The organism is Vibrio sp. 05-20-BW147 (genome assembly GCF_013369385.1).
GTDB classification, from domain to species: Bacteria; Pseudomonadota; Gammaproteobacteria; order Enterobacterales; family Vibrionaceae; genus Vibrio; species Vibrio floridensis.
In genome coordinates this window covers 164,072-185,423 of record NZ_SZTO01000008.1, presented here as the reverse complement: position 1 = coordinate 185,423, position 21,352 = coordinate 164,072, and the positions used below count along the sequence as shown (strand labels likewise).

The 21,352-nt window shown below is 44.3% G+C and carries 14 protein-coding genes and 1 pseudogene; all 15 read left to right on the top strand.

The annotated features are described in order from the left end of the window. Positions 1 to 269: 269 nt before the first annotated feature. Positions 270 to 1,097 (top strand): hypothetical protein, encoded by an 828-nt coding sequence (locus FC652_RS09625; protein ID WP_176298391.1) that lies wholly within the window; start codon positions 270 to 272, stop codon positions 1,095 to 1,097. Further along, on the top strand, positions 1,094 to 2,200 hold the full coding sequence (gmd, locus tag FC652_RS09620; RefSeq protein WP_176298390.1) for a GDP-mannose 4,6-dehydratase: 1,107 nt from the start codon (positions 1,094 to 1,096) through the stop codon (positions 2,198 to 2,200). Before FC652_RS09625 ends, gmd begins: the two co-directional genes overlap by 4 nt. A gap of 83 nt (positions 2,201 to 2,283) precedes the next feature. Continuing rightward, positions 2,284 to 3,243, top strand: a complete 960-nt coding sequence (locus FC652_RS09615) for a GDP-L-fucose synthase (protein WP_176298389.1) — start codon at positions 2,284 to 2,286, stop codon at positions 3,241 to 3,243. A gap of 42 nt (positions 3,244 to 3,285) precedes the next feature. Further along, entirely contained in the window at positions 3,286 to 3,741 is a 456-nt protein-coding gene (locus tag FC652_RS09610) for a GDP-mannose mannosyl hydrolase (RefSeq protein ID WP_176298388.1), read from the top strand. A gap of 38 nt (positions 3,742 to 3,779) precedes the next feature. Further along, the gene (locus FC652_RS09605; RefSeq protein ID WP_176298387.1) at positions 3,780 to 5,186 is read left to right on the top strand and encodes a mannose-1-phosphate guanylyltransferase/mannose-6-phosphate isomerase; all 1,407 of its coding nucleotides are present in this window, start codon (positions 3,780 to 3,782) and stop codon (positions 5,184 to 5,186) included. A gap of 10 nt (positions 5,187 to 5,196) precedes the next feature. Continuing rightward, the gene (locus FC652_RS09600) at positions 5,197 to 6,624 is read left to right on the top strand and encodes a phosphomannomutase (RefSeq protein WP_176298395.1); all 1,428 of its coding nucleotides are present in this window, start codon (positions 5,197 to 5,199) and stop codon (positions 6,622 to 6,624) included. 74 nt (positions 6,625 to 6,698) lie between these two features. Then, positions 6,699 to 7,883, top strand: coding sequence for a mannose-6-phosphate isomerase, class I (manA, locus tag FC652_RS09595; RefSeq protein WP_176298386.1), 1,185 nt, complete (start codon positions 6,699 to 6,701; stop codon positions 7,881 to 7,883). 19 nt (positions 7,884 to 7,902) lie between these two features. Next, entirely contained in the window at positions 7,903 to 8,664 is a 762-nt protein-coding gene (locus tag FC652_RS09590) for a glycosyltransferase family 2 protein (protein ID WP_176298385.1), read from the top strand. A gap of 3 nt (positions 8,665 to 8,667) precedes the next feature. After that, positions 8,668 to 9,582 (top strand): NAD-dependent epimerase/dehydratase family protein, encoded by a 915-nt coding sequence (locus FC652_RS09585; protein WP_176298384.1) that lies wholly within the window; start codon positions 8,668 to 8,670, stop codon positions 9,580 to 9,582. A 4-nt stretch (positions 9,583 to 9,586) separates the two neighbouring features. Then, on the top strand, positions 9,587 to 10,141 hold the full coding sequence (locus tag FC652_RS09580) for a sugar transferase (RefSeq protein ID WP_176298383.1): 555 nt from the start codon (positions 9,587 to 9,589) through the stop codon (positions 10,139 to 10,141). A 24-nt stretch (positions 10,142 to 10,165) separates the two neighbouring features. After that, a complete protein-coding gene (locus tag FC652_RS09575; RefSeq protein WP_176298382.1) occupies positions 10,166 to 12,118 on the top strand; it encodes a nucleoside-diphosphate sugar epimerase/dehydratase in 1,953 nt (650 codons plus the stop codon). A gap of 174 nt (positions 12,119 to 12,292) precedes the next feature. After that, positions 12,293 to 13,459 (top strand): annotated as a pseudogene (locus FC652_RS09570) (nucleotide sugar dehydrogenase). Positions 13,460 to 14,072: 613 nt separating this feature from the next. Next, on the top strand, positions 14,073 to 14,372 hold the full coding sequence (locus FC652_RS09565; RefSeq protein WP_176298381.1) for a GIY-YIG nuclease family protein: 300 nt from the start codon (positions 14,073 to 14,075) through the stop codon (positions 14,370 to 14,372). 63 nt (positions 14,373 to 14,435) lie between these two features. Beyond that, complete coding sequence (locus FC652_RS09560) at positions 14,436 to 15,776, top strand: MBL fold metallo-hydrolase RNA specificity domain-containing protein (RefSeq protein ID WP_176298380.1); 1,341 nt, start codon at positions 14,436 to 14,438, stop codon at positions 15,774 to 15,776. A gap of 443 nt (positions 15,777 to 16,219) precedes the next feature. Continuing rightward, positions 16,220 to 20,773 (top strand): SslE/AcfD family lipoprotein zinc metalloprotease, encoded by a 4,554-nt coding sequence (locus FC652_RS09555; protein WP_176298379.1) that lies wholly within the window; start codon positions 16,220 to 16,222, stop codon positions 20,771 to 20,773. Positions 20,774 to 21,352 lie beyond the last annotated feature (579 nt).

Here is a 21,352-nt window from a genome sequence, read left to right as displayed (position 1 = left end):
CTTATTGTGTGTGGTATAATGCTTCTACTTCGGTTTGATAAAAGAATAATTATTCTTACATTCATTGTTTTGTATTTTCCAGTGGGTTATAGGGTTTTGTTTTTTATTTTTGTAATGGATTATAGTTGTTTGCCTAAGTTGAAATTTAATCAAATTTCCATCATCTTTTTGTTAATGGTATTTTCATTTGTAAAAATATCCTCATTTTCCTCGCAGTCAATATTTATAGATGGAGAGCGTAGCGTCGTGCTACATTATATGAATTAATTATGAAGTTGCTAATTGCAGTTACTCTACTTTACTCTGATTATTTAAAGTATGGTGCTCAACTAAATGACTCGGTGATTTCTTTTAAATCAGTCTTTGGGGATGAGTGCGATTTTTTATTTGTTGTTCAATTTGATGATTGCGAAGGAATCGAACTTTTCAAACCTATTGATGCTGGTTTTTATTATCTTGCGGAATATTGCAATGTATCTCGAGCGAGAAATTATGGCATTAAATATGCGCGAAGGAATAAATATTCACATATTATTTTTCATGACTGCTCTTTGAGTTATAATCTTAGTGCTATAAATTTCTTAAAAAATAATGCCAACAAAGGACTAACTTTAAAGCTTAGGTTGGTTTTTGATGATTTTAACTTTTCAGAATTATCAACATTCGATAGTTCAGGTTCAGTTAGTAAAGTAAATGTTATTTATGATACATGTGTCGGTACATATCTTTTTAGTGTAAAAGATATTAACTGTTTTTTTGATGAAAAAATTGGTCCTGGAAAGGAAACTAAGTATAAAAGCGGAGAGGATGTTTCATTCTTAACAGAGTACTTCTCTAGAACTAGTGGTATTTTGGTTTATTATTCAAATTTTGGTAAAGTCTATCACCCTAAGCGTCCGTTAGATAATTCTAAAGAGTTGTTGTATGCGACTGGGCAAGGGCGTCTTTATAGACACCTATTACTTAATAGATTTTCACTTAGATTGTTGTTTGATTTTTCGCTATTTGTAGGGAATGCCTTTTACAAGGTTTTTGCTCTCAGAAAAAATAGCATATCTATTTTAATTAACAGATTTAAAGGTTTATTTGATTTATGAAAATAGCATTTATAACTGGTATTACCGGACAAGACGGTTCCTATTTGGCCGAATTGTTAGTCGAAAAAGGCTATGAAGTTCACGGCCTTATTCGACGAGCATCGTCATACAATACCGAACGTATTGATGAGTTAATAAATGATAGCGACAAAGTTAAACTGCACTATGGTGATCTAACAGACTCATCAAATCTAATTCGATTGGTTAAAGAAATTCAACCTGATGAAATCTATAACTTAGGTGCAATGTCGCACGTTGCGGTTTCCTTTGAGTCTCCCGAGTATGTTGCTGATGTCGATGGTATGGGTACCCTTCGTCTCCTAGAAGCGATCCGTATCAACGGTTTGGAAAAGAAAACACGATTTTACCAAGCGTCTACCTCAGAGCTTTACGGTGAGGTCCGCGAAATTCCTCAGCGTGAAACAACTCCGTTTTATCCGCGCTCTCCATACGCCGTAGCTAAAATGTATGCATACTGGATTGTGGTTAACTATCGTGAATCTTACGGTATGTACGCATGTAATGGCATTTTGTTTAACCACGAGTCGCCGCGTCGTGGTGAAACTTTTGTAACTCGTAAGATCACTCGTGCTATTGCTAACATCTCTCAAGGTCTGGAATCTTGCTTAGAACTTGGCAACATGGATGCGTTGCGTGACTGGGGCCATGCGAAAGATTACGTTCGCATGCAGTGGATGATGCTACAACAAGATCAGGCAGAAGATTTTGTTATTGCAACAGGTAAGCAAATCTCTGTGCGTGAGTTTGTTCGTCTTTCGGCGAAAGAAGCGGGCATTGAACTAGAGTTTTCTGGCGAAGGTGTTAATGAGATCGCGACAGTGATTGCTGTTGACCCAGAAAAAGCACCAAAAGTGAAGGTGGGTGATGTCATTGTAAAAGTAAACCCTCGCTTCTTCCGCCCAGCAGAGGTCGAAACGCTACTTGGTGATCCAAGTAAAGCGAAAGCTAAACTTGGCTGGACTCCAGAGATTACTGTAGAAGAAATGTGTGCAGAAATGGTTGCCTCTGATATTGATAAGGCAAAGCAGCATGCTGTTTTAAAAGAGCATGGCTTTGATGTCGCTATCTCTCTTGAAAGCTAATTGATCTTAATAACTGATTAGTTTATATCGCAGAGCTCTTTCTTTTAGGCTCTGCCTTTTCTGTTTATATTATCGGTACTAGTATGAAAAGAGTATTTGTAGCTGGTCATAAAGGCATGGTTGGCTCAGCAATCGTTCGCCAATTATCTAAAGACAGCTCAGTAGATGTTATTACCAAAGATCGCAGTGAACTTAACCTATTAAATGCACTAGCCGTCGAGGCGTTTTTTGCGACTAACCACATTGACCAAGTTTACCTTGCGGCTGCTAAAGTAGGCGGGATTGTTGCTAACAATATGTACCCTGCTGAGTTTATTTACCAAAATTTGACGATTCAAAACAATATTATTCACTCTGCACATCTGCATGGTGTTCAAGACTTACTGTTTTTGGGATCATCTTGTATCTATCCTAAATTCGCTCAGCAACCGATGCGCGAAGATTCTCTGTTGACAGGTACATTAGAAGAAACCAATGAACCTTACGCAATTGCTAAGATTGCAGGTATCAAAATGTGTGAGTCTTATAACCGTCAGTATGGTCGTAACTATCGCTCGGTAATGCCAACTAATTTGTATGGTGAAAATGATAATTTTCATCCTCAAAATTCTCACGTTATTCCCGCGTTGTTGCGCCGCTTCCATGAAGCAAAACTGAATGGTGATAGCAAAGTCATCGCGTGGGGCAGCGGTAAACCAATGCGCGAGTTTTTGCATGTGGATGATATGGCTGCGGCCTCTATCTATGTAATGAACCTAGATCAAAAAACATACCAAGAAAACACGCAAGCAATGCTCAGCCATATCAACGTTGGTACGGGGGTGGATTGCACTATTCGTGAACTTGTCGAAACTGTGGCAAAAGTAGTTGGGTTTGAAGGAGAAATTGAGTTTGATACAACAAAACCAGACGGCACACCTCGTAAGTTAATGGATGTTTCACGCCTTAAAAACCTCGGATGGGAAGCGAAAACCAGCTTAGAAGATGGGCTGACGATGACGTATCAATGGTTCCTCGACAATCAAGAGTCTTATCGTGGCTAATGGACCGAGGGTAGAACTAACATAAGGAATCAAACAAAGCCTATGTTTTTAAGCAAACAACTTTTTTCTCAAGTGATTGAAAGTACGCCATTAGTCTCCATTGATTTAGTCATTGAGGATGAAGGTGGCCAGATACTGCTAGGGGAACGTTTAAACCGACCGGCACAAGGTTTCTGGTTCGTTCCCGGCGGTCGTATCCTCAAAAATGAAAAGCTTGAAGATGCTTTTGCCCGTCTAACGAAAGAAGAACTTGGGAAGGAGTTTGAGCTTTCTCAAGCGAAACTGCTTGGCCCTTATACCCACCTTTATGATGACAATGTATTTGGTAATGAGTTTACAACTCATTATGTTGCCATTGCTTATAAACTCATTGTCATTCGTTCAGACTTGAACCTACCCATGGATGTACAACATTCTCGCTATCGTTGGTGTGATAAAGATGAACTCTTAATTAGTGATAACGTACATATCCACACCAAGTGGTATTATTCAAAATAACTAAAACGAACACTTAATAAAAAGACAACGAGTTGACTATGCTTATTCCAGTAATCATGGCTGGCGGTTCTGGTAGCCGTTTGTGGCCTTTATCTCGTAGCTTATATCCTAAGCAATTCATTAGCTTAGCCAGTGATAAGTCTATGCTGCAAGAGACCATTGCGCGTCTTTCTTGCTTAGAGCACCTAGCGCCTTTGCTTATTTGTAATCAAGAGCACCGCTTTATTGTTGCAGAGCAATTGAGGCAGCAACGTATCCAGCATGGTGGAATCGTATTGGAGCCAGTAGGTCGTAATACCGCACCAGCCATTGCTCTCGCTGCACTGCATGCACTCAAAGGTAATGATGATCCTCTGCTATTGGTTTTGGCGGCCGATCATGTGATTCAAAATCAAACTGCGTTTACCCAAGCGGTGGAAAACGCAGTTGAGCCAGCCAAGCAAGGGATGTTAGTCACATTTGGTATTGTGCCGACGGCACCAGAAACGGGTTATGGCTATATCAAGCAAGGTGAGGCTGTAAGCAACACCGCCTATCGCGTGGCCCAATTTGTAGAAAAACCGAGTTTGACCACAGCAGAGCAATATCTAGCTTCTGGCGAATATTACTGGAACAGTGGGATGTTCTTGTTTAAAGCTTCTCGCTTTCTTGAAGAGCTTAAAATGCATCGCCCAGATATTTTACAAGCGTGTGAGGCGGCCATGCATGGCTCTCGACACGATCTGGATTTCATTCGCTTAGAAGAAGATTCATTTATTCAATGTCCGGATGATTCTGTCGACTACGCTGTGATGGAAAAAACGCAGGATGCCTTGGTGGTTCCGATGGATGCAGGGTGGAGCGATGTTGGATCCTTCAGTGCACTTTGGGAAGTCTCGCCTAAAGATAGTCAGGGCAATGTGATGGTGGGGGATGTGATCGCGGAGCAAACCCACAATAGCTATATTTATGCGCAAAATAAGCTGGTCTCTACGGTGGGTGTTGATAATTTGGTGATCATCGAAACCAAAGATGCGGTGCTGGTTGCCAATAAAGACAAAGTACAAGATGTGAAAAATGTGGTTAATCAGCTCAAATCGCAGAAACGTCGCGAGTGCGAACAACATCGTGAAGTCTACCGACCATGGGGTTCGCACGACGAAATTGCTGAGGGCGAACGCTATCATGTTAAGCATTTGCGTGTAAAACCCGGTGAGCAAACCGCTTTGCAAATGCACCACCACAGAGCGGAGCATTGGGTTGTCGTGCAAGGCACAGCCAAAGTCACCAATGGTGATAAAAGTTATTTGGTCAGCGAAAACCAATCGACCTACATTCCACTCGGGTCTGCACACCGTATTGCAAACCCAGGTAAGGTGGATTTGCATTTGATTGAAGTTCGCTCAGGCAGTTATCTGCAAGAAGATGACATTGTTCGTCTGGAAGAGTATGGGGTGGGGTACTAAAACCATGGTGATGTTAAATACAAGAGAGATCATTGCCCAATCGGGTGTGCAGTTTGGCACCAGTGGTGCACGTGGATTGGTGACTCAGTTTACTCCAGAGGTCTGTGCGGCTTTTGCTCATGCCTTTTTGCAGGGGCTTTCTGGTCGATTTGCATTTAAGCAAGTTGCAGTAGCTATTGACAATCGACCAAGCAGCCCGGCAATGGCTCAAGCGTGTATAACAGCGATTCAGGCACAGGGCTTTGAAGCCATTTACTATGGTGTCATTCCCACTCCAGCACTGGCTTATTCAGCGATGCAAGAGTCTATCCCATGCATTATGGTCACCGGCAGTCACATTCCCTTCGACCGCAATGGGCTAAAGTTTTACCGCCCAGATGGTGAAATCACCAAAATTGACGAACAAGCAATTTTGGCGGCAGAGGTCAGGTTTGAAAGTGAGAGCAACCTACCGAAGCTGAACGCGAGTTCAAGGGCTGCTGAGCAATACGTTGAGCGTTATACAAGCTTGTTTGAACCTGAACTGCTTAAAGGCAAACGTATTGGCATATATGAGCATTCCAGTGCCGGTCGTGATATATACCAAGGCCTATTTCAAGCACTCGGTGCAGAGGTGATTTCTCTAGAAAGAACCGATGAGTTTGTGCCAATTGACACTGAGGCTGTGGCTGAATCGGATAAGATTAAAGCGAGAGCTTGGTCTAAGGAACATAATCTCGATTTTATCTTTTCCACTGATGGTGACGGTGATAGACCATTGGTTGCGGATGAAAATGGTGAGTGGCTACGAGGCGATATTTTGGGTTTGCTGTGTGCGAAGGAGATGAACGTCGAGGCATTGGCAATACCGGTAAGCTGCAATACTATCATTGAAGCATCACCTGAGTTTAAAGCTGTCACCAAAACCAAAATTGGTTCGCCTTATGTGATTGCCGAATTTTCTACGTTATCCAAAAACTATGATTCTGTGGCAGGATTTGAAGCAAACGGTGGGTTTCTTTTAGGCTCAGACATCACGATTAATGGCCATCTTTTAAAAGCACTTCCTACACGTGATGCTGTATTACCTGCTTTGATGCTGTTGTCTAAGTCGAAGCAAATGAGGATCTCTGATATGGTGAGTGCATTGCCGCCCCGTTTTACGGCCAGTGATCGCATTCAAAACTTTGCGACAGAGAAAAGCCATCAAATCATCGCCAAAGCGACTTTAGAACCCAGAGGTTTGCTTGAGGCTTTAGGTTTTCAGGAGGCCGTAGTTGAGCGTGTTGATACCACCGACGGATTAAGAATGATATTGAAAACCGGTGATGTGGTGCATCTTCGTCCTTCGGGAAATGCACCCGAGCTGCGTTGTTATGCGGAATCGGATTCTGTTGAAAGAGCAAATCAAATTGTAGTTCAGACATTGGAAAATCTACAAAACGATTCCTTCTGTTAATCTCTATCGGCATGCTGGAGTTAGGCTCCAGCATTTTTGTTTACTAAGCGTTGTAAGTTGGTGGCAGCTGAACGATGATTTTTAAGTTAAATAACCCAATAAAAAACTTCCAGTGGGGTTGTACAAGCGCATTTTCTGATTTATTCAAAATCGCAAACCCCCATCAGTTACCGCAAGCTGAGTTGTGGATGGGAGCACATCCTAATGGCAGTTCAACGGTAACGATTGATAAAAAAGAATCTACCCTGGTGGATGCGATAAGTTCTAATCCTAGCTTGTGGTTGGGTGACAAAAGTGGACGCTATGAAGATAAGCTGCCATTTTTAGTGAAAATTTTGGCGGCTAATCAGCCGTTGTCTATTCAAGTTCACCCGAGCAAAGAGGCCGCTCAGGTAGGTTTTGATAAAGAAAATGAACTGGGTATCGCCCTGGATGCGGCAGAGCGCAATTTTAAAGACGCAAACCATAAACCGGAGTTGGTGTATGCCATCACCCCTTATTTGGCGCTGAATGGTTTTCGTGAGTTGTCGTCAATTCATAGGCTTTTTTCTGCTGCGATACTGCCATCTATTAGAGCAATATTGGATCCGTTTCTGTCTAATCCGACTCAGGAGACGTTCGAGCAATTATTTGCTGCTATCTTGCAGATGGGGGAGAAACAAAAAGCCAGTGCTGTCAGTGAGCTTTTGAGTTTTGAACCGACTCTCGGAGAGAGTGCAGAGGTTACGGAAACCTTCAAGCTCATTACTGAGCTTGCAAAGTTGTATCCTAGCGATGTAGGTCTTTTTTCTCCTCTGTTCCTTAATGTGGTTGAGCTGAAACCGGGTGAGGCGATGTTTTTGTTTGCAGAAACACCACATGCTTACTTGAAAGGCGTTGGTGTAGAGGTCATGGCTAACTCTGACAATGTGTTACGCGCAGGCTTAACCCCCAAATACATTGATGTGCCAGCGTTACTTGCGAACACTAAGTTTGAACCAATCAAAGCAAGTGATTTGAGAATGCAGCCCTTTCAAGATGGCAACCGCTCGGTTTATCCCATTCCTGTTGACGATTTTAAGTTTGATATTATCCGAGAGGGTGAATTTGAGATCGTATCGTCATCACCTGAAATTTTATTGTGTATTGAAGGTAGTGTGGAAATCTGTTCATCACAGAGTCGCGTGAGTTTGAAAACGGGGGAGTCTGTTATTATTCCCGCCGCGACATCAAACTACTCATTCAGTAACTATGGTAAGGTTGCCCGCACTTACTGTTAATTAACTAAAAAAAACAAATATGAAAGTATCGATAATTACGGTTTGTTATAATTCTGCAAAAACATTAGAAGACACGATTGTATCTGTCGCTTCTCAGGATTATGAAAATATAGAGTATATAATTATAGATGGAGGTTCAACCGATCGAACAAATGAGATTATCGAGAAATATTCTGATAATATCGATGTGTATCTAAGTGAAAAAGATGAAGGTCTCTATGACGCGATGAATAAGGGGATAAAGTTAGCCCAAGGTGATGTTATTGGGATTTTAAACTCAGATGACTTTTTTGTGTCTAAATCGAGTGTGTCTGATTTAATGTCAGGTTTTAGCCAATATAATGTTGATGCTGTGTATTCTGATCTCGTTTATGTTCAAGCAAATAATACTGACAAGATAACAAGACTTTATAGTTCTAAGATTTTTAAACGTTCATTGATTAAATTTGGCTTGATGCTGCCTCATCCGACTTTCTATGCCAAGAAGTCTGTTTATGATAAATGTGGCTTTTATAAGTTGGATTATAGAGTAGCAGCTGATTTTGAGTTTATTGCTCGCTGTGTCGAAAAAGGGATTGTATTCAATAGGGTGCCTAAGATAACTATAAAGATGAGAGAAGGTGGAATAAGCTCAAGTGGTTTAATGTGGCGAGTCCATCAAAATGCAGAGATCGTTAGGGCATGCAGGGAGAATGGTATTTATACAAATCTAGCTATGGTTGCGCTTAAGTTGCCTTACAAAGTGTGCACATTATTGACTCGAAAATTTGTGAGTGTTTAAGGTATGGCGATTTTAGTTACAGGTGCTACAGGTTTTGTTGGGCGAGAGCTAACAAAGTTGGAAAAAGACTTTCGCTGCATTGTGCGGTTAGGAGAGGCTCACTCGTACCATAATACATTTAGCGTACCAAGCATAGATGACTCGACGGAGTGGGAAGGTTGTTTTAATGACGTTCACTCATTAATTCATTTGGCAGGCCTAGCACACAGCAAAACGTTTTCTACGTACGACTATAATCTAGTTAATACTGCGGGAACACTAAGGCTTGCTCAAAAAGCAGCCGAGGCAGGGGTTCGTCGTTTTGTTTTTGTGAGCTCAATTGGGGTAAATGGAACATCAACAATTGGGGCACCATTCACCCCGCATTCTACAGAACATCCACACAACCATTATGCTCAGTCTAAATATAATGCAGAGCTCGGTTTGAAGAGAATTGCTGAAAACACGGGGCTTGAGGTTGTTATTGTAAGGCCAGTTTTGGTTTATGGGGTTAACGCTCCGGGAAACTTCGGGTTGCTCACCAAGTTAGTCAGTAAGTTGCCGATCTTGCCTTTTGGTTTGGTGAATAACCGTAGAGACTTCATCGCCGTTCAAAATTTAGCAGATCTATTGGTTACCTGTGCGACGCATCCCGCTGCGGCAGGGCATACTTTCCTAGCGAGCGATTGTGAAACAGTTTCAACTAAACATTTCACTAACGCAATTGCTGAGGGGTTGGGTAAAAAAGTAATCCAGGTACCAATACCAGTGAACTTAATGTGCTTTGTCGGTAAACTTACAGGCAAATCAACCATGATTGAGCAACTTTGTGGTGACTTAGAAGTAGACTCTTCTAACATCAAGGAAGTATTGGGTTGGACCCCTCCTTTAACAATGAAGCAAGCAATGGCTACCTTGCGTGACTCCGGGGAAAAATAAACAAATGATTCGTATATTGGATTTTTTAGCAGCTTTTTTTGGCCTGCTACTCTTATGGCCTGTATTGCTGGTCGTTACCATCATAGGCTTATTTGATACTGGCTCACCGATTTTCATTCAAGAGCGGGTTGGGCGTAACAAGAAGCCATTTAAACTGATTAAGTTTCGCACTATGTCGGTGGATACCCAATCTGTCGCTTCTCATCTAGCAAGCACCAGCTCAATCACGAAGCTTGGCGCTTTTTTGCGTAAAACTAAGATTGATGAACTGCCACAGTTAATCAATGTACTGAAAGGTGAAATGAGTTTAGTCGGTCCTCGCCCGAATCTGTTTAATCAAGAAGAGTTGATTAGAGAGCGTGATGCTTTAGGTGTATACAATGTCCTACCTGGTATCACAGGCTTGGCGCAGGTGCAAAACATCGATATGTCTACTCCTCAGTTACTCGCTAAGACCGATCGAGAAATGATCGATACTCTAACGATAAAAAACTACTTTAAGTATATAATTATGACAGTCACGGGCAGCGGCTCGGGCGATGCAGTAAAAAAATCATAACGATACTAAAAGTGAATACGATTTATGGATAAGTTGGCTTACATTTGGTCTTTACCTCGAGTGCATAAGCGCTTGATCAGTTTGGCCATAGATACCTTATTGATTACCTTTTCTTTTTTCATGGCAATTTGGGTGCGCTATGGCGAAGTGGCCATTTCTGTTTCTGCGGAAACATGGCTAACACTCGCGGGCACGGTTGTGGTTACCCTAATCGCCTTTACAAGGTTAGGCTTGTACCGAGCTGTATTGCGTTATCTCACCTTTCATGCGCTTACCGTGGTGGTGCTTGGTGCGTTGATTTCCGCACTCTCGATCACAACATTCGCTTATTTCTTCAATGCAGAAGTGCCTCGTACCGTGCCTGTCATCTACATGACGTTTTTAGCACTGTTGTGTGGTGGTGCACGCATGATGGTGCGGTCATTAATCGTGCAGGCTAGCCGTAAAGGGTGCGAGCGTGTACTGATATATGGTGCGGGAAGTACAGGGCGCCAGTTGGCCATTGCGCTTCGCAATGCGGAAACCTACCAAGTGAAAGGGTTTATTGATAATGATCCTTCTCTTGAAAACACCATTATCCAAGGCTTAACCGTACACTCTTCCCAGCAAATTTCTCGTCTGGTTGAAAAGCAAGAAATTGAAAAAATCTTGCTGGCCATGCCAAGAGCTACACGCTCTGAGCGTAAAGCCATTATTGACGGATTACTGCACTTACCCGTAGAAGTGCTAACCGTACCGGACTTTAAAGACATCGTTAATGGCAATGCCACGGTCGATGAGCTTAAAGATGTTGCCATTGAAGACTTGCTCGGCCGAGATCCTGTCGAGCCGAATCCTGAACTGATGAAAGCCAATATTCACGGTAAAGTGGTGATGGTCACTGGTGCAGGCGGTTCAATCGGTTCTGAGCTTTGCCGTCAGATTGTACGCCAAAAGCCAAAAACCTTGATTCTATTTGAGTTGTCTGAATACGGGTTATACGAAATTGATAAAGAGCTGTCTGGCATGGTGGAAGCCATGCAGCTTGAAGTGGAAATCATACCCTTGCTAGGCTCTGTGCAGCGAATCAACCGCCTAAGTGCCACAATGCGTGCGTTTGGTGTGCAAACGGTTTATCACGCAGCGGCTTATAAGCACGTTCCTTTGGTGGAATACAACGTGGTGGAAGGGGTTCGCAATAATGTATTTGGCACCTACTACAGTGCGAAAGCTGCTATTGAAGCTGGTGTGGAATCTTTTGTGTTGATCTCAACAGACAAAGCGGTGCGCCCAACCAATGTGATGGGCACTTCTAAACGTATGGCAGAACTTGCACTTCAAGCCTTGGCTGCAAAAGAAAATGACAAAGTGAACGGTACGCGTTTTTGCATGGTGCGCTTTGGGAATGTGCTCGGCTCATCAGGTTCCGTAATTCCACTGTTTAAGCGTCAAATTGAAGAAGGGCAGGCTATTACCGTTACCCACCCAGATATCATCCGCTACTTTATGACCATTCCTGAAGCTGCTCAGCTTGTTATACAGGCTGGTGCAATGGGTAAAGGTGGCGATGTGTTTGTGTTGGATATGGGTGAGCCCGTTAAGATTGTCGATCTGGCGAAAAATCTTATTCAGTTATCAGGCCTTGAAGTGAAGTCTTCTGATAATCCAAACGGTGATATCGAAATCAAATTTACAGGTCTTCGCCCTGGTGAAAAGCTCTATGAAGAGTTATTGATTGGTGACAATGTGGAAGGCACCGACCACGAACGAATCATGACGGCGAACGAGCAATTTTTGCCGCTCGAAGAGTTTAATCAGATTCTCGATAACTTAGACAAAGCCTGTCATGAGTTTGATCATGAAACCATCCGTCAAATCTTGTTGGAAACACCTACAGGCTTTAACCCTACAGACGGTATTGGTGATTTAGTTTGGAATGCCAAGCAAAAGCTCAATGCCTCTAAAGATAAGGTGGTTGAGATTAAAGTCACCGCTTAGTCTATTCGCACTAGAACAAGAGGGAGTAAGCCTTGGCAAGCTCCTTCTTTTTCACTTCCTATTTCTTTTCTGCCATATCGGCCTTTCTCTTCCTTTCTTGTTATCTTAGCTTCTTTGAGGTGTAACATTCAGTTGTTGATATAGCGTGTAACGTTGTCAATAACAGGAAATGTTATGCAAATCACCGTCGTTGGGGCTGGCTACGTCGGCTTGGCTAATGCTGCACTTTTGGCATAGTACCATTCCATGACTCTGCTCGATGTAGCCTCTAAACGAGTCGAACAAATCAATGCCAAAAGTAGCCCTATCGTAGATGCGGATATTGAGCGGTTCTTATCGTCGGGGGCGCTTCAGCTTACGGCCACCATATCACCACAAATTGCCTACCACGATGCGCAGCTGATTATTGTTGCTACTCCTACAAACTACGATCCCATTACCAATGGTTTTGATACTGCTTCTGTTGAACAGGTGATTAAGGATGCGATTCAGATTAACCCGAATGCTACGATTCTTATCCGTTCGACTGTGCCAGTCGGGTTTACAGAAAGAATGCGTGTTCAAGCGAAAAGGTGCAATATTCTCTTTGCTCCTGAGTTTCTACGTGAGGGTAAGGCGCTGTACGACAATCTCTATCCCTCTCGTATTATCATCGGAGAACAAAGTGAGCGTGGGCAGCAAATAGCGGAATTATTTGCCAACGCTGCCGAGAAAAGGGATGTGCCTATTTTGCTGACTAACCCAACCGAAGCTGAAGCGATCAAGTTGTTTTCAAACACTTATTTGGCGATGCGTATCGCTTACTTCAACGAGTTGGACTCCTATGCCGAAGCGCATGGTTTAGATGCTCGTCAGATCATTGAAGGGGTTGGCTTAGACCCTCGTATTGGCAATCACTACAACAACCCATCATTTGGTTATGGTGGATATTGCCTACCTAAAGATACCAAACAGCTGTTGGCGAATTACCAAGATGTACCGAACAACATTATTGGTGCCATTGTTGATGCGAACCGTACCCGAAAAGATTTTGTTGCGGAGTCGATTTTGAAGCGCAACCCCAAAGTCGTGGGTATTTATCGTTTAATCATGAAAGCAGGTTCGGATAACTTCCGCGCTTCTTCGATTCAAGGAATCATGAAACGCATCAAGGCCAAAGGCATTGAAGTGGTGGTTTATGAGCCTGTTTTGAAAGAGGCTGAATTTTTCCATTCTCGTGTAATCGAAGATTTGAATGAGTTTAAGCAAACCGCGGATGTGATAGTTTCTAACCGAATGGTTGAAGAACTAGCTGACGTTGCAGATAAGGTTTACACCCGCGATTTGTTTGGTAGTGACTGAAGCATTTGACTAGATAGCGAGCATGGTTGTCGGTGGCATGTCTGTATTTGTTGGTTGTGGTGAGTGCGTTTTCAAACGTTACATCCGGCGTGTGTGGATGAATGGATTCCCGTGTGCACGGGAATGACGGCGGGGCGTGGCGGTGTGCTGAGTGTTTATGTGAGAGTAGCGCTGTTGATGTGTCTTGTCTCATCTTTGTTATTCCAACTTCTTCCTTCTAACTTCGGTCTATTAGCTTTTTTCTGTCTCTTCTATTGTCATCCTCGCGGACGCGGGGACCCATCGTATAGCGAGTGTTGTGGTTGGGTGTTACCGCTTTACTGCCAGTGTTGCTGTTGGGGTGTTCTATGTTGTCTATTGCGGTGAGTGTGTTTTCAAAAGTGGCATCCGGCGCGTGTGGATGAATGGTTTCCCGTGTGCACGGGAATGACGGCTGGTGGCGTGACGGCGGATACGGTCGAATTGCGGTTGGTAGTGTAAATGTCGCCTTAGTATGTATTTTTGCCAACTTCCTCGCGTGTTCCTTCATCTTCACAAATGGCTTGTTACTGTCGTGTTAGTTTCCCTATTACGTTGATTCGTAAAAAACAATAGAGTTACCAGGAGAAACTCGGTGAGCCTTCCATGTGTGTATATTCTGGCGAGTCAGCCCTATGGCACTTTATATATTGGTGTGACTGGTGATCTCATTAAGCGCATTTGGCAACACAAGAATGGTGAGAGTGACGGTTTTACCAAAAAGTACCGAGTGGTGCATCTTGTATACTTTGAACAGTTTGAAGCCATGAGTGATGCGATTTTAAGAGAGAAGCAGCTAAAAAAGTGGAATCGACAATGGAAGATTCAATTAATTGCAAGTGCCAATCCTCATTGGTTGGATCGGTATAAAAATCTCCGTACTACGATCCGATAATTGTGTAATTAGCTTTGTGCAGTTTGGTTGTGAAGGAGTGCTTTAGGGGAGCAGGGAGTAAGCATGCAAGTCATTCACCATGGGGGAAAGGATACCGTCACAGGCTCTTGCCATGAGTTAAGTGCGGCTGGTATGGCACTCTTAATCGATTGTGGGCTTTTCCAAGGGAAAGATGCACCGCCTCCGCAAGTGGATTTCCCTGTCAAACATATTGATGCTTTAGTGTTGACTCATGCGCACATCGATCATATCGGTCGTATTCCTTGGCTACTTGCCGCAGGATTTTCTGGTGCTATCTACTGTACGGAAGCGACCGCTGAACTCGTTCCGCTGATGCTAGAGGATGGGCTAAGGTTACAGTTAGGCTTAAACCACAAACAGTTACACCAAGTGCTCGATTTGGTCAAAAAACGCATAAAACCTGTGAAGTATGGAGAATGGTTAAGGCTGACTCCTCGCGTAACAAATGGCAATCGGGCTTCGCGCTCTGCTTCTTATGCTTTAGAAAACTACCTCTATCTGCGTTTTAATCCTGCTGGTCATATACTGGGTTCAGCCTATTTGGAGTTTAAGCTACCAAACGATGAAATCGTGGTTTTTTCTGGTGATTTAGGTCCGAGAAATACCCCGTTACTGCCAGATCCCATTTCGCCTCCTCGAGCCGATTATCTGTATATAGAAAGCACTTATGGTGACAAATTGCATGAAAGCGTTGAAGAAAGAGGAGAGCGCCTCAAGTCGATCATCAATCACTCATTGCAAGACGGTGGCACCATCTTGATTCCTGCGTTTAGTGTCGGCCGCACACAAGAGTTGTTGTTTGATATTGAGCAGTTGATATTTGAGCATAATATCGGTACCGACATCCCTATTATTCTCGATTCGCCATTAGCCAAAAGAGTAACTCAATCGTATCGCCGATTTAAAAAACTATGGGGAAAGGAGGCGAAACGTCGGCTGGAGGTGCATCGCCATCCGTTGGCCTTTGAACAATGCATAACGATAGATGATTATCGTCAACATAAAACATTAGTGAATCGTCTCGCATCAACAGGGGAGCCAGCGATTGTGGTTGCCGCATCTGGCATGTGCCAAGGTGGCCGGATTATGGACTATCTCCAAGCGTTGTTGCCTGATGAGCGTACGGATGTGTTGTTTGCTGGATATCAGGCGAACGGTACTTTGGGGCGTGAGATTCAGTCTGGCGCGAAAACGGTACAAATAGAGCAGAAAATGGTGGAGGTTCGCGCTCAGATACATACGATGTCTGGATACTCGGCCCATGCAGACCAAGCAGACCTACTGGCGTTTATTCAAGGTATTGCGCAAAAGCCGAAGGAGATCTATTTGATCCATGGTGAAGAAGAAGCAAAACAAAGCTTGCTCCGAGCCATGCAGTTTTAGGTTTCTGGTTTCTTTTGTCTTTTCTTCATTTTTATCTTTTACTTGCTTTAGTCTTTAGTCTTTAGTCTTTAGTCTTTAGTCTTTAGTCTTTAGTCCTTAGTCCTTAGTCCTTAGTCCTTAGTCCTTAGTCCTTAGTCCTTAGTCCTTAGTCCCTAGTCCCTAGTCCCTAGTCTCTTATCTCATCATCTTCGCGCACGCGGGGAGTCATTGTTCAGCTAGCGCTGTAGTTTGCTGCGACTAAATCTCTAATTCTGCCTCTGCCACATTTTTTGAATGTACCAATTCATTTCTATTTCCCAAATTTGAATCCATATATAGAATGTTGAACTGTAAAAAATGAGCTTTAAAATTAAGTAAATTGCAGTTCTTTCGTCTTTTCTTTTTTATTTTGAGCTAATTAAGAAAGTCTGCTTGTTCAATGTATTCTTAAGAAGGATGACATCTTGAAACGAAGCCTTTTGTCGCTTTTGATTGCTTCTATGCTGGTGGCTTGTGGGAGTGAAGATCAAGTACTTGCCCCCGTTCTCCCCCCAACGTTAGAACCAGAGCTGCCCGATATTGGGGTTGATGACCCGATCATCGTCAGCGCCTTATCTTTGGATGGGCATTTGATGTTGAGCGGTTCGGTTGAGTGTAATGGTGAGCCTGCGAATCAGTTCGATGTTCCTCAAAAAGAGGATGTCGTGTGCATGGTGCAAGGTCGCACACTTGCAACCTTCACAACCCCATACGTTGCGGAACAAACTCGCAGTCGTGCCGTCAATGTGGAAGTCTTGTCGCTGGCTCAAGCCGATGAATACAAAGCTTCGCCAGTACGTTTGAGCAATATTCAAACGCTGATTAAAAACATCGGTAGCACACAGGGCAATACGATAGAGTTGGATTTGTCTTCGTCACGCGATGTGCTCACGTTCGAACATTATTTTGACCACAACCTAGACATGCCTGTTGATGAGTTTCGAGCGTTGATCACCGAGAAAGTGAGCAATGATAACCAAGTGGATAAGCAGCCTACCACGCACGTGCCCGATGTTCCACCGGCGGTGACGCCCGGCGCATCGAGTGACTTAACGAGTGGTTTTGTGTCAGCAAGTGCTGAAGAGTCTCTGGTTTATAAACCGAGCGAAGTTATCTTAACTCAAGCACAGTTGCTTAATGAGCAAGGTTTGCCTGTCAATGGTATTGCGTATTTCAGTGCCCATGGTCGAGGTGTCTCTGGAGTCGATAAGCAAGGAAATATGATCGGTGATGGTCGCTTTGAATTCTCTTGGGGCGAAAACATCAGTTTTGCTATCGATACGTTTGAACTGGGTGAGATACGTGGCAACAAAACAGCCTTCCAGCTAACAGAACTTGCTCAAGGAAATGAGGGGAAAAACGTTGAAAAACTGGTGCATCGTTATGCCGACCGTACTGACAGTAAAGTAACGCTTCCTCAACAAGTCACGGAGGTTTTTGCCCTCTATCCGAACGTGGTCAATGAAGCGATCTCTTTATCGCTCAATAGCGATGACACGTTACTTGATGTGGGTGGAGGCCAAACGCAACTGGTTCCGGGTGAATTTGAACAGCAATTTGCTCATGGTCTCGCTGCGGATATCGATCAACAGCTAGCCAAGCCATCTGCTCGCTCAAACTTTGAGGTGCCAGTGGTTAAAGGCGCACTCGATCCGCAAGCAAGCCGCATTCAAGCGGATATCCAAAAACTTTGGGGGGCGACTCACCAAGTGCAGCAAGCCGGATGGAAAAAAGTAGAACGTTTCCATGTGTTCCATGACAGTACCAACTTCTACGGGAGTACAGGTAATGCACGTGGCCAGGCGGCGGTGAATATTGCCAATAGCGCGTTTCCGGTCATGATGGCTCGTAACGACAACAATTACTGGATCGACTTTGGTCAACCGAAAGCTTGGGATGCGCAAGGTCTGGCGTTTATCACCGAGGCCCCTTCTTCTGTGGTGCCAGAAAAAGTGTCGGCGGAAACGGCGACCTTCAATCTGCCTTTCATGAGCATTGGTGAGTTGGGCGAAGGCAAAGTGATGGTGATGGGCAACGCGCGCTACAATAGTGTGTTGGTTTGCCCGAATGGCTTTAGTTGGAATGGCGGGGTGAATCCAGATGGCTCGTGTAAGCAATCCAGCGACGCTGACGACATGGCAAACTTCTTTGCTAACACGCTGCGTTATTTAACCGGCAAATCAGCGCAAGCGCTGACGGTTGGCACCAATATTCCTTATGTCTACTTTAAGCGTCATGGTCAAGTGATGGGCGAGCGGGCTGATTTTGTTATCGACCCTCGTTTAGCGGCTAAAACGGAGCAACTCCCTGATTTTGGCTATCTTGACCCTGAAGCGATGCCTGTTGTGATCATCAATGGGTATGAGTATTTAGGTCACGCGGGTATCGGCGCGTACGATCTGCCAATGAGTGCCAATATCAATAAGCCTAAATTGAGCCAGCAAGATGTCTCGGATCTCATCGACTACGTGAATCGTGGTGGCAATGTTTTGATGATGGAAACCATCATCAATCGTGCTAACGCGGGTGAAGTTGCTCGGCTACTCGATAGTGCCGGTATCGCGTTTGGCATGGGGCAGAGTGTGGTGCCAAATGGCAATGGACCAAGTGGCGGTTATCCTGATCGCCCGCGCAATCAGCGTCAGCACGGCATTTGGGTGTTAGAGCGCTATGCGGCGGTACAAGATGCGGATGGTAAACCAGTATTGCCGTACACCATTAAAGACGATGGTTCGGTTGAGTGGCAATATCAAGTAGAAGGCAAGCCAGATGATAAACCCAATCTAGAGATGGCACGTTGGCCTGAGTTGGATGAGCAAGGTGAGCCAGTGCTGGATAAAGATGGCAACCCGGTCATTAATGTCGCCTTTATTGATGAATCACAGCATTGGCGTAAAGATGAAGAGGGCCATGTGGTTGTCGATGAACATCAACAGCCTATATTGGATCAAGACAGCCTTGCCAAGGCAAAGCAACGTATTTTGAACGCTTTCTTGGTAGACGGAGAACCCGCTTATCAAGAGTGTCACGATAGCCAATTTCATTATGAAGTGAACTGTTTGGAAGACCGCCCAGGGAACGGCATACCCATAGGAGGGGGGATGCATGTGCCTTATTACACTGAGCTCAAACTTGGTGAAGCGGAATCGCAAGCCATGGTGAAAGCGGCGAACTTAGGGACCAATATTGAGGCGCTGTATCAGCATGAGCGCTATTTCCGTACCAAAGGGAAGGTGGGTGAGCGTTTAAGCAGTGTTGATCTCAACCGTCTCTACCAGAATATGACGGTTTGGCTATGGAACGACCTCGATTATCGCTACGAATCACAGAGTGATGATGAGCTAGGTTTCCAGCGTTTTACTCAATTCTTAAACTGTTACACCAATGATGTGGCAGGCGGTAATACTCATTGCCCAGAAGAGGTGAAATCTGAGTTGATCCGGTTGAACATGGTCTATGGTGATGAGGCTGGTGAGTATGCCGGTCAAATGAACCCTAGCTACCCGCTCAACTATATGGAAAAACCGTTAACCCGATTAATGCTTGGTCGCTCTTTTTGGGATTTAGACATCAAGGTGGATGTCCGTGCATTCCCTGGAGAAGCTGGTGAGGGGGCGGGTGGCCGTAATGTTACTTTGGATATGCGTAACTTGACGACCGCATGGTTTGCGGGCAACCGTCAGCCAACAGGGCAGTGGGCGGTCGCGCAGCAGCCGTTTACGGTATCGGTGGCTGGGGAGGAAGCGCCAGTCACTATCACCATCGCTTTGGCGGATGATTTAACTGGTCGTGAAAAACATGAGCTTGGTTTGCAGCGTCCGCCAAGAATGACCAAGTCGTTCGTCATTGGTGGTGGCCATGCCACAAGTCAGCAGTTTACCATTCCTTATGGTGGGTTGATTTATGCCCAAGGTGGCAATAGCGAGCAAGTGAGCTTAACGTTTAGTGGCACGGTTGATGCGCCTCTGTTTAAACAGGGCAAATGGCAAAATCCAAAGACCTCTCCTGCGCCAATGGGGGAGGTGATTTCAGATACCTTTGTCTTTACTGCCCCGAAAGCGAATTTAAATGCTTCTGGTTACTCTGGTGGTATCGAACAGTTCGCACGGGATCTCGATCGTTTTTCGGCGGATCTCAATGATTTTTACGCTCGTGATGAAGGTGTTGAAGGGCGCTTAAATCGTCAAGCGACCAGTTCAAGTAATCCTAATAACCGCCATCACTTTGTAAATGATGTTGCGATCAGTATTGGTGCGGCTCACTCTGGTTACCCAGTGATGAATGCGAGCTTTAATGCCAAGAGCCAAAGTCTAAATACAGCGCCACTGAACAGCTGGCTGTTATGGCATGAGGTTGGACATAACGCCGCAGAGGCACCGTTTAATGTCGATGGCGCAACGGAAGTGGTGAATAACCTACTGGCGTTGTACATGCAGGATCTACACTTAGGAAAAATGGCGCGCGTTGAGCAAGACATCCGAATCGCGCCAGATTTTGTGCGTATGGAGAATGGTCATGCATGGGGCGCGGGCGGTGCGGGTGAACGCCTAGTGATGTTTGCACAGCTGAAAGAGTGGGCCGAGAGTGAATTTGATATTCAGCAGTGGTATGGCGATGAGTTGCCAAGTTACTACAGCTCGGAAGAAGGGAGCACAGGGTGGAACCTCTTTAAGTTAATGCATCGATTAACGCGTAATAAGACTGAGGATTTGTTTAAGCTAAAAGGTGAGAACATGTGCCAAGCGTCAGGGTTTGGAAAGAGTGACATGTTGATGCTTTGCGCCTCTTATGCGGCTCAAATGGATCTGAGTACTTTCTTCCAAGCGTGGAATCCGGGGTCTAAAGCGTTTCTCTACCCAGGTGACCCAACACCAAGGTATGAAGGCGGGATAACGAAAAGTGGGCTAGACAAGGTGAAAGCGCTCAAGTTGCCTGAACCACAACATGATCCATTAGCGATAAATCAGTTATCAAGATAATAGACAAGGCCCTAGTTCTCTAGGGCCTTTGTTTTCGTGCTAAGCTGCAGTTACCTTTCTAGTTTTCTAGTTTTCTAGTTTTCTAGTTTTCTAGTTTTCTAGTTTTCTAGTTTTCTAGTTTTCTAGTTTTCTAGTTTTCTAGTTATCTAGTTATCTAGTTATCTAGTTCCTAGTTTTCTAGCTCCTAGCTCCTAGTTCCTAGTTCCTAGCTCTCTAGTTTCCTTCACTTCTGACTTGTATTTGAGCTCTGGGTCGATTCATTTCTTTCTCATCGTTTACCTCATTATCCTGTGTCTACGGGAAAAGGGCTGGTGGTCGGGGCGCGCGATTGATTCCGTCTATTGTCTATGTCTATCACTCTATATTGAGGTTTAAGCTCGGCCGATGTGACTCTCGTTGCTAGGGTTCCAATCCATGGAATCTTTCTCCGATTATTTTTCAAACAGCCCTTGCAAGCAAAACTGTGATCTGTATAATACGCCGCACTGACTTGTTCAGTTGTGAACCAATGAGCAGCGAGGAGCCAGCAGCTTCGGTTGTAGGGTAATGTATACTCAGCTTATGTTCGCAGTTAATACA

Excerpts from the sequence above, each read along its gene's own strand:
- FC652_RS09580 (WP_176298383.1), top strand. The coding sequence starts at position 9,587 with ATGATTCGTATATTGGATTTTTTAGCAGCTTTTTTTGGCCTGCTACTC.
- gmd (WP_176298390.1), top strand. The coding sequence starts at position 1,094 with ATGAAAATAGCATTTATAACTGGTATTACCGGACAAGACGGTTCCTAT.
- FC652_RS09600 (WP_176298395.1), top strand. The coding sequence starts at position 5,197 with ATGTTAAATACAAGAGAGATCATTGCCCAATCGGGTGTGCAGTTTGGC.
- FC652_RS09585 (WP_176298384.1), top strand. The coding sequence starts at position 8,668 with ATGGCGATTTTAGTTACAGGTGCTACAGGTTTTGTTGGGCGAGAGCTA.
- FC652_RS09625 (WP_176298391.1), top strand. The coding sequence starts at position 270 with ATGAAGTTGCTAATTGCAGTTACTCTACTTTACTCTGATTATTTAAAG.
- FC652_RS09590 (WP_176298385.1), top strand. The coding sequence starts at position 7,903 with ATGAAAGTATCGATAATTACGGTTTGTTATAATTCTGCAAAAACATTA.
- FC652_RS09575 (WP_176298382.1), top strand. The coding sequence starts at position 10,166 with ATGGATAAGTTGGCTTACATTTGGTCTTTACCTCGAGTGCATAAGCGC.
- manA (WP_176298386.1), top strand. The coding sequence starts at position 6,699 with ATGATTTTTAAGTTAAATAACCCAATAAAAAACTTCCAGTGGGGTTGT.
- FC652_RS09615 (WP_176298389.1), top strand. The coding sequence starts at position 2,284 with ATGAAAAGAGTATTTGTAGCTGGTCATAAAGGCATGGTTGGCTCAGCA.
- FC652_RS09560 (WP_176298380.1), top strand. The coding sequence starts at position 14,436 with ATGCAAGTCATTCACCATGGGGGAAAGGATACCGTCACAGGCTCTTGC.
- FC652_RS09610 (WP_176298388.1), top strand. The coding sequence starts at position 3,286 with ATGTTTTTAAGCAAACAACTTTTTTCTCAAGTGATTGAAAGTACGCCA.
- FC652_RS09605 (WP_176298387.1), top strand. The coding sequence starts at position 3,780 with ATGCTTATTCCAGTAATCATGGCTGGCGGTTCTGGTAGCCGTTTGTGG.